The following is a 12,341-nucleotide window of genomic DNA, read 5'->3' on the forward strand; positions in this document are numbered from 1 at the left end:
ACCGCCTTACTCGGACTTCTTGTCATCCGGACTCTTTTTCAATAAATCCTTCAATTCATCGATAAATACGGTAATGTCTTTAAACTGGCGGTACACCGATGCAAATCGAACATAAGCGACTTCATCGATGCCAGCTAAACGGTCCATGACCAATTCACCGACTTCTTCTGATTTCACTTCGGCATTTCCCTGTCGCCGAAGGTCTTTCTCAATATCGAATACAACGCTTTCAAGAACTTCCAGTGAAACCGGGCGTTTTTCACAAGCACGGATCAAGCCTCTCAACACTTTTTCGCGGCTGAACTCTTCGCGCGATCCGTCTTTCTTCACCACAATCAATGGCATCTCTTCCACTTTTTCGAACGTCGTATAACGATAGCCGCAAGCTTCACATTCCCTGCGCCTTCTTATGGACTTCATATCATCAACTGGCCGCGAATCTACTACGCGTGTACCATTATGCTGGCAAGCCGGACATTTCATTTCGACATCTCCCTAAACTTTCTATCTGTTTTTTCTAGTATAACAAAATTTCTTTAGGAAAATAGAAAAAGCAGAGGAATTTATCCCCTGCTTGCTGTTTTTCAAAATAACGGATTATACAGTTACTGAAACTTTTGTTTCTCCAGCGCCAATTGGACCCATGCCGCGCGGCAATTCGGTCACTTCACTCGTTTGCGAGTTCAGCGCTTCAGCGATATACTTCGCTGCAATCGTCGGATCAAGATCTCCGCAAGTATAAACATCTACACTTGCATAGCCGTGCTCCGGAAAACTGTGGATTGTCAAATGCGATTCGGAAATGATTACAACTCCGCTTACACCTTGAGGTGCAAATTTATGAAAAGCTACTTCTCTGATTTCCGCTCCGGATTTCAGTGCTGCATCAACAAAAGTTTGTTCGATATAATCCATATCGTTTAATTTGTCAAAATCACACTGCCAAAGTTCTGCAATTACGTGACGTCCCATTGTTTCCATGGTTCGTTTCCCCCTTTGATATCATTTTGTTTTCGTGCTCAAAATATTCAAAGTTGACTACCACGGGGGAAAGTTAGTCCAAAGAGGTCCTAACCCTTTAAGCAGTCATGTGAATAAAACACATGCTTCCTGAACGCCTTCATGAAGTTCCATGAACACATAGAAGCTGGTAGTTAATTTTCAACTACGAATGTTAGTATAAGGTGTATCTGTATGAAATGCAATAAATTTAATTCAAGTTTTTTTCAGTGGCGTCGAGACCCGCCAAAGACATAGAAATGCCGCGTTTCCTGAAAAAGAAACGCGGCATTTTCGGGTTAAGCTTCAGCGAAGACTAAAGCATCCGCTACTTTTTTCGTCAAATCAATGACGCGTGCAGAATAGCCCCATTCATTATCATACCAGGCAAGAACTTTCACTTTGCGTTTGCCGATCACCATCGTAGAAAGTCCGTCAATTACTGCCGACTTCGGATTGGTGTTGAAATCCACTGATACCAATGGTTCCATCGTGAGCGCCAAAATCCCATCCAAACCTTCTTCAGAGGCTTTGATAAAGGCTTCGTTCACTTCATCAACCGTCACATCCCGCTCTAAATCCACTACTAGATCCACTAACGAGACGTTCGGAGTCGGCACACGCAGCGCCATTCCATGAAGCTTTCCTTCGAGTTCCGGCAAGACCAATGACAGCGCTTTCGCAGCACCGGTAGAAGTAGGGATAATCGACTGGCTGCACGCACGCGCGCGTCTCAAATCCTTATGCGGGTTATCCAGGTTTTTCTGGTCGTTTGTAAAAGAATGAACAGTCGTCATGAGGCCATTTTCAATGCCGAATGCGTCGTTCAATACTTTTGCGACAGGGGCAAGGCAGTTGGTCGTGCAGCTGGCATTGGAAATGATGCTATGTTCGTCGACGTTGAATTTGTCTTCATTGACCCCCATCACAATGGTGATATCTTCGTCTTTTCCTGGTGCGGTCAATATGACTTTTCGAGCTCCCGCATCTAAATGAAGCGCCGCTTTTTCTCGCGAATTAAATTTGCCGGTTGCTTCGATTACGATGTCGATGTCCATTTCTTTCCACGGGAGATTCAAAGGATCTCTTTCGTTAACGAGTTGAACTCGTTTGCCGTTAACGATTAATGCGTCTTCCTCGGAAGAGACGTCACCCATAAAGGTGCCGTGATTTGTGTCATACTTAATAAGATGCGCGAGAGTTTCAGCAGGGTATCCGGCATTTACAGCACTGATTTTAATGTCGTCCATTAAAATTGCCTGTCTGAAAACCATGCGGCCAATACGGCCAAATCCGTTAATCGCAATAGAAATTGTCATTTTATGAGACCCCCATTTAAATAAGTCATACTGTTGATTTTTAATTTCTTATATAGTATAACACATTTACTGTTTTATGGAACCTTTAATTCGAACCCAATAAAAAAAGCCGGGCGACTGGCACCCGGCTTCGACTTTTCATGCTTTTGGATTGATTTTCAGCATTCACAATAACTATAAATAGGCTGCTTCGATAGACGACAAGCCTATTATCCCGTTTTATTCTCTTCCCAATTGAACCTGCCAGTTATCCAAGATGCGGTTCAGCTGCCATTTTGTTTCATCAAAAGTGCCGTTGTTGTAAATGACTGCGTCGGCCCCTTCTTCTTTCACCGACATCGGCAATTGAGAAGCGATGCGCGCACGCGCTTCCTTCTCGTTAAGCCCGTTTCGCTCCATTAATCGTTTCAACTGATTCTCTTCCGTTACACTGACAACCAAAATTTTATCGACGAAATGCTGGAGCCGGCTTTCAAAGAGCAATGGGATGTCCATAATAATCGTTTCATGCCCCTGCTCCAGAAGTTCGCTGCGCTGCCGGAGCATTTCCTGCCGGATGGCCGGATGGATGACGTCGTTTAAACTTTTGCGGCTAGCCGGATCGTTAAAAATCAATTCGCCGACTTTGGCACGGTCCATCGTGCCGTCCTCTTTGATGACATCTTGTCCGAACAAAGCGGCGATTTTCACCAACGTTTCTTGCCCCGGCTCGACCACTAACCGCGCTACTTGATCGGCATCAATAATGGGATATCCTAATTCTTCAAGCATTTTCGAAACGGTGCTTTTTCCGCTCGCAATGCTGCCAGTCAGTCCTATAATCATTTTCTCGTCCTCACTTTTGGCAGGTCGGGCAGTAGACTGAAGTTCTTCCGCCAATTTGCAGAGACTTCGTCATGCTGCCGCATTCCATGCATTGTTTTTTGCCGTACATGCCAAAACGGTTCTGCATATTGCCAGATTCCCCATTGACATTGCGGTAGTCTGAAATCGTGCTTCCCCCTGCATCGATGCTTTCCAGCAAAATCGCAACAATCGTCTCGAACAGTTCAATTTTCCGCGTTCTGCTGATTCGTTTTGCTGCCCGGTTCGGATGGATTTTCATTTTGAACAGCGCTTCGGTTGCGTAGATATTCCCGCAGCCCGATATGACCTGTCCGTCCATGATCACTTCTTTGATCGGTTTATTTTGGTATTTTGGGCTTTCGGCCATTTGAAGAAAATGCGCCATGGCCCTTTCTTCGAATGGTTCCGGAGCCATCAAAAGCAGCGGCGGAAAGTCCGCTTCTTCTTTTAATACCCGCATTTCGCCAAAACGGCGGATATCGGAAAATGCCAATAAATTGCCGTCGCTCAGAGTCAGCACCACATGGACATGCTTGCGGAACTTCTCTTCCCCGATCGACAGCAGGCTGTCGACATAAAACCATGCCCCAGACATGCCGAGATGATTGACCAGCAAAAACTCGCCATCTTTTTTTAATGTAAAATAAATGTATTTGCTGCGCCGTTCTACGCCGATGATCTGTGCGCCCATCAACCGGCTGATAAACAAGTCTGTCTCCATCCGTTTGATGATCGCTTCCTTGCCGCTCGTTTTTGAAATCCGGATCGTATCCGAAACGAATACTTCCTCGATTCTCTTGCCGAGGGCAGCAGGCCGGATCTGGCGGACGACGCCTTCAACTTCTGGAAGTTCAGGCATTCAAAAGCCTCCTGTTATTTTGTATCGTACCACGTATCGCCAAAGGCAAAGTCCACTTTCAGCGGAACATTCAACTCAACGGCATGCTCCATTACTTGCGGAACCAATTCCTTCAACTTCTCCAATTCTTCCGGCGGCGCTTCGAAAATCAATTCATCGTGCACTTGCAGAAGCATACGCGTTTTTAGCCCTTCGCGCTCCAGAGCATCGGCCATGTCAATCATCGCTTTCTTGATGATATCAGCAGCACTTCCCTGAATCGGCGTATTCATCGCGGTCCGTTCTGCAAAGCTGCGCAAATTGAAGTTCGAACTTGTAATATCCGGCAAATAGCGTCGGCGGTTCATAAGCGTCGTCACAAAACCGTTCTTCTTCGCACCTGCCACAACATCATTCATATACCCTTTCACTCCCGGGAAGCTCGCAAAATACCGGTCAATAAAAGCTTGCGCTTCTTTTCGGGTAATATTCAAATTCTGGGAAAGGCCATAATCGCTGATTCCGTAGACGATCCCGAAGTTGACCGCTTTTGCCGCACGGCGCATATCGCCGGTCACTTCCTCTGCCGGAACATGGAACACATCCATGGCCGTCGTCGTATGGATGTCCCGGTCGTTTTTGAACGCCTCGATCAGCCGCTCATCTTTCGACATTTCTGCTAGGACGCGCAATTCAATCTGCGAATAATCGGCAGCGACCATTACCCATCCCGGGAATGACGGAATAAAGGCTTTTCGGATTTTCCGTCCCTCTTCTAACCGCACAGGAATGTTCTGGAGGTTCGGGTTGATGGAACTCAAACGTCCTGTCGTCGTCAAGGCTTGCTGGAAACGCGTATGAACTTTGCCGTCTTCATGGATTTCTTTCAACAGCCCTTCGATATACGTAGAAAGGATTTTCCCAAGCTGGCGGTATAGAAGGATGTGTGAAATGATTTCGTGCTGTCCGTTTAGCTTTTCCAATACATCCGCTGCTGTCGAATAGCCGGTTTTTGTTTTCTTGAGAACCGGCAGCCCCAGCTTTTCAAAAAGAACCATACCTAATTGCTTCGGTGAATTGATGTTGAATTCTTCACCCGCCAAACTGTGGATCTCCGATTCGATTTTCACCAGTTTGCCGGATAATTCCTCTCCCATAGCCAGCAATTGCTCTTTATCCACGGTGACGCCAAGCGACTCCATGGCACCTAGTATCGTGGCAAGCGGCAATTCCAAATTGCGGTACAGATCGTATTGCTCATTTTCTTGTAATTTATTCAACACGAGCGGCCGCACAGCCCAGATCGTACGGGCTTTCCTTGCAATGTGCTCATGCAGAACCGCATCGGCCGGCACGGCTTTTTTAGCGCCTTTTCCGTAAATCTGTTCGTTTTGGGAAACTTCGCTGTAGCCGTATTCTTGAACGATATTCGCCAAGTCGGTATAAGTCAGCGAAGGGTTGACAATGTAGGCTCCGAGCATCAAATCGAAATCCACGCCGTCCACTTCGACGCCGCAGCGGAAAAAGGCTGCTGTCGATGCTTTGGAATCCGACATGTATTTCTTCTTCGTATCATCTTTAAACCAATCTTTGAACGCCTGCGATTCTTTGATGACGTCCATCGGAATCACATAGGTTTTTTCAGCTGTGGCAAGCGAAACGCCGAGCAAATCGCACGTATGGTACTGCTCATCGTATAATTCCAAATGGACAGCCATTTCATCTTCCAGAATCGATGCATCAATTTCGCTCAGCACTTCAAAAGTCAATTCTTCCTTTTCGGTCTCTTCTGCGGTGTATTCCATCTTTTCCAGCAACGATTTAAACGCCAATTCATTCCAGACCTTCACCAGTTCATCCTGGTCCGGCCCGCCGTAAGAAAGTTCATCGACCGCGATTTCAATCGGCGCTTGGCGCTCGATGGTTGCCAGCTTTTTGCTGATCAATGCCAAGTCTTTATTGGCTTCAAGCTTTTCCTTCAACTTGCCTTTTTGCTGGTCAATGGCTTCATAAACACCTTCCACAGTGCCATGGGCCGCAAGCAATTTAAGCGCGGTTTTCTCGCCTACTCCCGGCACCCCGGGAATATTATCTGAAGCGTCGCCCATCAGGCCTTTCATATCGATGATTTGCTCTGGCGTCAAGCCGTACTTTTCTTTAATGTGTTCTACCGTGTATTTCTCAATATCGGTAATACCTTTACGTGTGATGTAGACCGTCGTCGACGGAGAAGCGAGCTGCGTCAAGTCTTTATCGCCGGAAATGACAATCACTTCGTCACCGGCTCGTTCAGCTTCTAAACTCAATGTGCCGATAATGTCGTCCGCCTCGTAATTCGGCAATTCGTACCGTTTGATGCGGTAGGCATCGATCAGTTTTCTCAAATAAGGGAATTGCTCAGATAACTCAGGCGGCGTTTTTTGGCGCCCTCCCTTGTATTCACTGAACGTTTCATGCCGGAAAGTCGTTTTTCCTGCATCGAATGCCACGATCATGTGCGTCGGCTGCTCTTCTTCAAGGATTCTCTGAAGCATCATTGTAAACCCGTAGACTGCATTTGTATGGATGCCGTGTTCGTTCGTAAGCAAAGGCAGCGCAAAAAATGCGCGGTAAGCCAAACTGTTTCCGTCCAATAAAAGAATTTTCTTCGCCACAATATTACCCCTCTCACTACTGACGATCTTCAAAAAGAATCGTTCATCTGCTTCGCCAAAATTTTTGGCGGCTTTTATGTCTTCGATGAAAATAAATAAGCCATCATTCCTATCATTTTACCATGCAGGCAAAAAGAATAGAAATGACGGCTCCCTTTTATTCCAAATTCCCTGTTAAGATATTGGCGTAAGGGGAATCAGATGGCAGGATGATGACTGTATCCTCGCCAATGGTCTTTGTATAGGAATCCAAAGACCGGTACAACTGGTAGAAATCCGGGTCTTTTGAGAACGATTGGTTATAGATTTTAGCGGCTTCAGATTCGCCTTCCGCTTGAATCAACGAGGCTTCTTTGCGGGCAGTTGCGATCAATTCCTGCGCTTCCCGGTCCGCTTGAGCTTCAATTTCCCGTTTTTTTGCATCGCCTTGAGACAAATAATCCTGGGCTGTAGAATCGCGCTCAGAAATCATCCGTGTATACACCGATTGTTCGTTTTCTTCCGGCAAATCGGTGCGTTTGATGCGGACATCAATCACTTGAATGCCGTATTTGTCTGTCTTTAACAACTCATTTACTTTCTTTGTGACGTTGTCGTTCACGCTGCCGCGAGAAGAATTTTCATCGTTGATGATTTCCTCATAATTCAATTGGCCAAGTTCAGCCCGGACAACCGAATAGATAAATTCTTCCATACGGGATTCTGCATTAATGATCGTTCCGGCATTGGAGATTAGATCGATCGGGTTTACAACTTCCCATACTGCGTAATTATCGATGATGATCCGTTTCTTATCTTTTGTATTGATTTCGGCTTCTGAAACGTCATAAGTCATTTGGTAGTTCGGCAGCGACGTCACACTTTGGATAAACGGGATTTTCATTTTAATGCCGGGATCGTCGTGAATGTCAACGACTTCTCCGAATTGGCGGACAACCCGGTACTCGTTTTCTTTAACGACATAGACGTTTGTCAAAAGAATAAGGAAGACAGCCAAAAGGACAACTGCACCGATGATCAGTTTCCAATGCTTCTTAAAATTGATCGGCTCTTTCGGTTCTTTTTGCTTTTTCGGTTTTTTTGAATTTCCCCATGGATTCGGTTTCGGAGATTCAGGGATCGGTTTGTTTGGCTCCATTAGTTTCCGCCTCCTTCTTCAGTCTCAGCAGCCGGCGGCACGACAGACTGCATGCTCTCCAGCGGCAAATATTTCATTGTGCCGCCTTCGTCATTCATGATATAAAGTTTTGCGTTCGGCAAAACAGTTTCCAATGTTTCAATGATCAGGCGCTGCTGTGTGACTTCAGGGTTCGTGCGATATTCGGCATACAGTTTATCAAATACTGCGACGTCTCCGCGTGCTTGTTCAACACGCGCCACTTTTTGCCCTTCAGCACGCGAATTGATGGCTGCTTTTTCACCAAGCGCTTCATTGCGTTTCTGGTTTTCGTATTTTTTCGCTTCGTTAATTTTTGTATTCATCGTTTCCCGTGCATCCGTTACATTCGTAAAGGCCGCACGGACTTCTTCATTCGGCAGCTCAACGTCTTGGAGTTTGACGGCCAAAATAGATATGCCGATATCGTATTTGTCGATAAGCGATGCCAGCAAATCTCTTGTCTCCGATTCAATCTCCGCTTTCCCTGAAGTAAGGGCATCGTCGATCAGCGAGCTCCCGATGATGGAACGGATGGAAGCAGAAGTGGCATCATGGAGAATTTCCCGAGGCGACTCTGAATTGAACAAGTACTTTTTCGGATCTGTGATTTTCCATTGGACGATTAAATCCGCAAGGACGATGTTTTCATCTCCCGTAATCATCTTGGTTTCTGCGTCGTAAGAGGTGATTTCTCCTTGATCATTCTGGTTATAGCCGAATTGCAAGCTGTAAGTTTCTTTGGAAAGCACTTCAGCTTTTTGGATCGGCCATGGCAATTTGAAGTGCAAGCCCGATTCTGTTACGGTTTCATTCGCTACCCCGAACGTGATAATGACGGCTTGTTCGGATTCGTCTACGGTATACCAGGAAGTAAAAACAGCAATTAATAGGACGATTCCCAACAAGGCTAAGCCAATGACGCTCAGTATTTTTTTTGTAGTCATAAAATGACCCCCTTTTTATTATGTATACTCATTCTACGAAGCAATATTAAAATAGTTTCATGAAATTAAACAATCTTACATACAACTCTTTCTTTTTTCATTAGAACACGAAAAAGAGCCCCGGGTTAGAGGGCTCTTTTTCATTTATGCGGTTTAAAGGGGGTTCTTAAACACCATATCACTCTATTGTGAAGGCAGTGTGAATGTTTTGTAAATATTACCACTGATTATTTTTATATTTCTTATAATAATTGATTTGCCGCGCAAACAAATACAGCTTCCGCTTTAAATGCGTATCCTTTTTATAGAATAACGGATTTCCATATTTGCCTTTTTTCAATAATTCTTTAATATCACGCTGAACGGCTTTATTGTCTACGAACTTTTTCAAGACGATTTTCGGCACGACCGTGAATAGGAAATCTTCATTTAGATAAGTGACCGGTTTTTCAACGTGGTAAATGAGGTCGTCGACGAAACAAGAAGCCATATTATGGCCGAGCGCCGTAACGTAATAGCTCGAACGCCCCTGGCGGATATTCACTTCGAAGACTTTGAATTTCCCATCGCGTTCATCGTATTTCAAATCGAAATTCGCAAATCCGGTATAGCCCACTGCTTCAAGGAAATTCTGGAGCTTCACCATCATTTCTTTATCATAGCGGGTAATTAAAGCAGTATAGTTCCCGATTGCGGTCACGGTATGTTCCTGCAGTACGACTTGGGCAAACGTTACAAGCTGCGTTTTGCCCTTGGAACTTGCATAAATCACCGAATCCCACATATACGTATCATCGCCGGGAATGAAATCCTGGATGATCAGTTCATCATCATAGCCGCTTCCGATGATCGTATCGATGACTTGCTTCAGCTCTTGCGGATTTTCCACTTTATACACTTTTTGCTGTCCGGCAAACTTATTGAGATTGTATTTGATCCCGTTGCTCGGCTTGATAATGACAGGATACATCATCTGTTCTTCAAACGGCTTGCCGGAGCGGCAATCGTAAAAGAACGTCGTTGGTGTTTCAATGCCATGTTCTTTGCAAAGCTTATAGAAATTCGCCTTAACTTGAAGCTGATTCATCAGATCTTCATTGATGTAATTGAAAACAAAATGCTCTTTTAAAACAGAGGCATTCTCAATAATTAACCGAACATATAAATCGTTTGTGCCGATCAGCAACAACGTCTTGCCCGGCGTTCTGTATTTCCCAGCAATCTCGGTTAAGATTGAAGCAAATTGAGCAGAATCGGCCAAGCCGGAGCGCAATTCGATCGTCTCCGTGATATTGCTCATCGCTGTGAATGACAAAGGTTCTTTTCCGACTAAAATCGGCTTAATTCCATAAGCTTCGTGAAATGAAATCGCCATATTGTAGGCGTTCATATCCGTTCCTACAATGATTGGCAAAAAAGGTAATGTATCCATGCTTTCCTCCTAAATTAACTCCCTAAAGGCAATTGAACAGTAAACTTAGTCCCCACTCCTACTGTGCTTTCCACATCTACTTTTCCGTGATGCGCCTCGATTAAATGCTTTACAATTGATAATCCTAATCCGGTGCCGCCCGAGTTCCGGCTTCTTGCCCGGTCAACTCGGTAAAAACGTTCGAACAAACGTCCAATTTCAGAAGCCTCAATCCCAATTCCTTGGTCTTCCACTTCAATTAAGGCGGATTTGCCTTTTGTATATAATCTTACCGTGATGGTGGTCTCAGACGATGAATAAGTAATCGCATTCACTAACAAATTCATCATGACCTGCAATAGACGGTCGGGATCGCCTTGAAGAATAACCGGTTCGAGCTGGAGATCCAGTTTGATTTTCTTTTCTTCGATTCTTTTGCTGACCATTTCTTCTGCCCGTTTGATCACTTTTTCCATATCAGTCGGAAGCGCATTGACTCGGAAACCGGCTTGCTCCACTTTGGAAAGATCCAGTAAATCGTTGATCAGCATTTCAAGCCGATTGCTTTCCGTATGGATAATTTCCAGAAATGACAGCAAGGTTGCTTCGTCCGTATAGGCTCCATCAATCAGCGTTTCGGAAAAGCCTTTGATCGACGTAACTGGCGTCCGCAGCTCATGCGAGACATTCGCTACAAAGTCTTTTCGGACTTGTTCGAGCCGTTTTAACTCGGTGATGTCATGCGAAACAATCACGATTCCTAGCCATTGTTCATGGTCTCCAAGCACAGGGGCTCCGTATACGTCAATATTTTTCGTATGGATGCCTTGTTTAAACTCCAATTGATCCCGTGCCGCCTGCTCTGTCATAAAAACTTGTTCGATGAATCGTTCAAATACCTCAGGCAGAGGCACTTCTTTGTAAAACTTTTCCTGCACTTGTTCTTCAATCAAATGAAATTCTCCCAAAAATGATCGATTCACTAAAGCAACGCCGCCTTGCCGATCAATCATGATTAAGGCACTGCCCATATTCTCAATCAAGGTTTTTAGGCGCTCCTGCTCCATTTCACGGACAGCCGTGATTTCCTGCAGATTTCGTGCCAATATGTTGATTGTAGAACTTAATTGAACTGCACCGACGTTGCCATACTCAAAAGCCCGGGCACGGTAATTTCCTTTGACGAGCTCCAGTGCAGTTTGAGTAACATTTTCAATCGGAAGAGCTTGGACTTTAATGATCCGATGACCGATAAGTGCTGAAAACAACAAAGCACCGATAAAAATCAGTGCCAAGATAATCCATACTTCCGTTTTGTCTTCCGCTTCTGCATACATCGGGAAAAGTTGGATGACTATAAGAAGAATACATGCTAAAAGCAAGCTGATCCATGCCATTATCGTCACCAGAAGCCGATGTCTGAATGACTTCATCCGGCTTTTGGCTCCTCAAATTTATATCCGAGCCCCCGAATCGTTTTTATAAAAAGAGGTTTTCGGCTATTTTCTTCTATTTTTTCCCGCAAATGGCTAATATGTACATCAACTATCCGTGTATCTCCGGCAAAATCATACTTCCAAACGGCACTTAATAACTGGTCTCTGGTCAATACCCGGTTTTTGTTTTCCATTAAATATACGAGAAGCTCGAACTCTTTTGGCGTAAATTCAATTTGTTCCTCATTCAAAAACACTTCAAAACGTTCTGGATAAACAGCCAAATTCCCCATGATTAACGGGGCAGATGAATCCTGTGCTTCTGCTGGCGCAGCTTGGACTCTCCGCAGTACCGCTTTGATGCGTGCGACGACTTCACGCGGGCTGAATGGCTTCGTCATATAATCATCTGCACCCAATTCCAGCCCCAATACTTTATCGAATTCATCGCCTTTTGCTGTCAGCATGATGATCGGCGTATTGATTTTTTGTTGGCGAAGCGATTTACACACTTCGACTCCATCCATAGAAGGCAGCATCAAATCCAGGACAATGAGGGAAGGTTTTTCGCTCATTGCCATTTCATAGCCTTCTTTTCCGTCATAGGCAACAATCGTTTCGTAGCCTGCCTGCACCAGATTATAGGACAATAATGTTGCAATCGAATGCTCATCTTCAATGATCAATATTTTGTTCAGCATTTTACATCCTCCACATTCAGTTTGAAACCCCCAT

The 12,341-nt window shown here is 44.9% G+C and carries 11 protein-coding genes; all 11 read right to left on the bottom strand.

Features of this window, described 5'->3' with window-relative positions; genetic code table 11:
* Positions 1–6: 6 nt before the first annotated feature.
* A complete protein-coding gene (nrdR, locus tag BN1080_RS10385; protein ID WP_052651993.1) occupies positions 7–483 on the bottom strand; it encodes a transcriptional regulator NrdR in 477 nt (158 codons plus the stop codon).
* A gap of 114 nt (positions 484–597) precedes the next feature.
* Positions 598–981, bottom strand: coding sequence for an adenosylmethionine decarboxylase (gene speD / locus BN1080_RS10390; protein WP_052651994.1), 384 nt, complete (start codon positions 979–981; stop codon positions 598–600).
* Positions 982–1,298: 317 nt separating this feature from the next.
* A complete protein-coding gene (locus BN1080_RS10395) occupies positions 1,299–2,318 on the bottom strand; it encodes a glyceraldehyde-3-phosphate dehydrogenase (RefSeq protein ID WP_052651995.1) in 1,020 nt (339 codons plus the stop codon).
* A 219-nt stretch (positions 2,319–2,537) separates the two neighbouring features.
* Complete coding sequence (gene coaE, locus BN1080_RS10400) at positions 2,538–3,143, bottom strand: dephospho-CoA kinase (RefSeq protein WP_052651996.1); 606 nt, start codon at positions 3,141–3,143, stop codon at positions 2,538–2,540.
* Positions 3,144–3,153: 10 nt separating this feature from the next.
* A complete protein-coding gene (mutM, locus tag BN1080_RS10405; RefSeq protein ID WP_052651997.1) occupies positions 3,154–4,023 on the bottom strand; it encodes a bifunctional DNA-formamidopyrimidine glycosylase/DNA-(apurinic or apyrimidinic site) lyase in 870 nt (289 codons plus the stop codon).
* Positions 4,024–4,037: 14 nt separating this feature from the next.
* A complete protein-coding gene (gene polA / locus BN1080_RS10410; RefSeq protein WP_052654550.1) occupies positions 4,038–6,659 on the bottom strand; it encodes a DNA polymerase I in 2,622 nt (873 codons plus the stop codon).
* Positions 6,660–6,813: 154 nt separating this feature from the next.
* Positions 6,814–7,794, bottom strand: a complete 981-nt coding sequence (gene hflC / locus BN1080_RS10415) for a protease modulator HflC (protein ID WP_052651998.1) — start codon at positions 7,792–7,794, stop codon at positions 6,814–6,816.
* A complete protein-coding gene (gene hflK / locus BN1080_RS10420; RefSeq protein WP_052651999.1) occupies positions 7,794–8,759 on the bottom strand; it encodes an FtsH protease activity modulator HflK in 966 nt (321 codons plus the stop codon). The genes hflC and hflK overlap by 1 nt, the downstream gene beginning before the upstream one ends.
* Before the next feature lie 217 nt (positions 8,760–8,976).
* Positions 8,977–10,191 carry a carboxylate--amine ligase gene (locus BN1080_RS10425; protein ID WP_052652000.1) on the bottom strand — a complete coding sequence of 405 codons (1,215 nt, stop codon included), beginning with the start codon at positions 10,189–10,191 and terminating at the stop codon, positions 8,977–8,979.
* A gap of 14 nt (positions 10,192–10,205) precedes the next feature.
* The gene (gene pnpS, locus BN1080_RS10430) at positions 10,206–11,603 is read right to left on the bottom strand and encodes a two-component system histidine kinase PnpS (protein ID WP_052652001.1); all 1,398 of its coding nucleotides are present in this window, start codon (positions 11,601–11,603) and stop codon (positions 10,206–10,208) included.
* Positions 11,600–12,307 (bottom strand): response regulator transcription factor, encoded by a 708-nt coding sequence (locus tag BN1080_RS10435; protein WP_052652002.1) that lies wholly within the window; start codon positions 12,305–12,307, stop codon positions 11,600–11,602. The genes pnpS and BN1080_RS10435 overlap by 4 nt, the downstream gene beginning before the upstream one ends.
* Between the last annotated feature and the right edge of the window lie 34 nt (positions 12,308–12,341).

Origin of the sequence: Planococcus massiliensis (assembly GCF_000821325.1) — a bacterium.
Taxonomy (GTDB): Bacteria; Bacillota; Bacilli; order Bacillales_A; family Planococcaceae; genus Planococcus; species Planococcus ruber.

Bases quoted from the DNA above. Each gene is read 5' to 3' on its own strand.
- hflK (WP_052651999.1), bottom strand. From the start codon at position 8,759: ATGACTACAAAAAAAATACTGAGCGTCATTGGCTTAGCCTTGTTGGGA.
- BN1080_RS10425 (WP_052652000.1), bottom strand. From the start codon at position 10,191: ATGGATACATTACCTTTTTTGCCAATCATTGTAGGAACGGATATGAAC.
- nrdR (WP_052651993.1), bottom strand. From the start codon at position 483: ATGAAATGTCCGGCTTGCCAGCATAATGGTACACGCGTAGTAGATTCG.
- pnpS (WP_052652001.1), bottom strand. From the start codon at position 11,603: ATGAAGTCATTCAGACATCGGCTTCTGGTGACGATAATGGCATGGATC.
- hflC (WP_052651998.1), bottom strand. From the start codon at position 7,794: ATGGAGCCAAACAAACCGATCCCTGAATCTCCGAAACCGAATCCATGG.
- BN1080_RS10395 (WP_052651995.1), bottom strand. From the start codon at position 2,318: ATGACAATTTCTATTGCGATTAACGGATTTGGCCGTATTGGCCGCATG.
- BN1080_RS10435 (WP_052652002.1), bottom strand. From the start codon at position 12,307: ATGCTGAACAAAATATTGATCATTGAAGATGAGCATTCGATTGCAACA.
- mutM (WP_052651997.1), bottom strand. From the start codon at position 4,023: ATGCCTGAACTTCCAGAAGTTGAAGGCGTCGTCCGCCAGATCCGGCCT.
- speD (WP_052651994.1), bottom strand. From the start codon at position 981: ATGGAAACAATGGGACGTCACGTAATTGCAGAACTTTGGCAGTGTGAT.
- coaE (WP_052651996.1), bottom strand. From the start codon at position 3,143: ATGATTATAGGACTGACTGGCAGCATTGCGAGCGGAAAAAGCACCGTT.